We start from the raw sequence: 530 nt of genomic DNA on the forward strand, positions 1-530 counted from the left end.
CCATTTTACTGTGCAAACATAAGTTATGCCCGTCTCAAGATTCGCTTTATATCATCCAGATTTTCAACAAAAAAGATTCCCTCCTGTCGCTCGTTAGAAGATAGTCCTTTTTCAATCATATGATTTAGAAGTGCTTTCAAATCATCGTAGTAACCGTTCAGGTTGTAGAGAATGCAGGGTGCCTCCAGATGTTTCAAAGACACCTTCGACATTACCTCTGCAATTTCCTCCAATGTTCCCGTGCCGCCCGGGAAGGCAATAAAGGCTTCTCCTAACTCAATCATTTTGTTTTTTCTCTCAGACATATCCTTAGTCACAATCAGTTTTGTCAGTCCATCATGTTGAAACTCATTTTCAATAAAAAAATTCGGCTCAACACCCGTAACATCACCGCCTGCCTTCAATACACTGTCTGCCAATGCTCCCATTAAACCACCTTTAGAACCACCGTAAACAAGTGCATTTCCACTGTTTCCAATCCATGCCCCCAATTCCTCAACTGCTTTTCGTAAGCATGGGTCATTTCCTTC

Annotated in this window: 1 protein-coding gene; it reads right to left on the minus strand. The window is 41.7% G+C overall.

Annotated features, from left to right (window positions below):
- Positions 1-23: 23 nt before the first annotated feature.
- A partial coding sequence (locus DW720_RS15585; RefSeq protein ID WP_118749821.1) for a TIGR00730 family Rossman fold protein occupies positions 24-530 on the minus strand: 507 nt, incomplete at its 5' end.

It is taken from the genome of Clostridium sp. AM27-28, assembly GCF_003480955.1.
Classification (GTDB): domain Bacteria; phylum Bacillota; class Clostridia; order Lachnospirales; family Lachnospiraceae; genus Otoolea; species Otoolea fessa.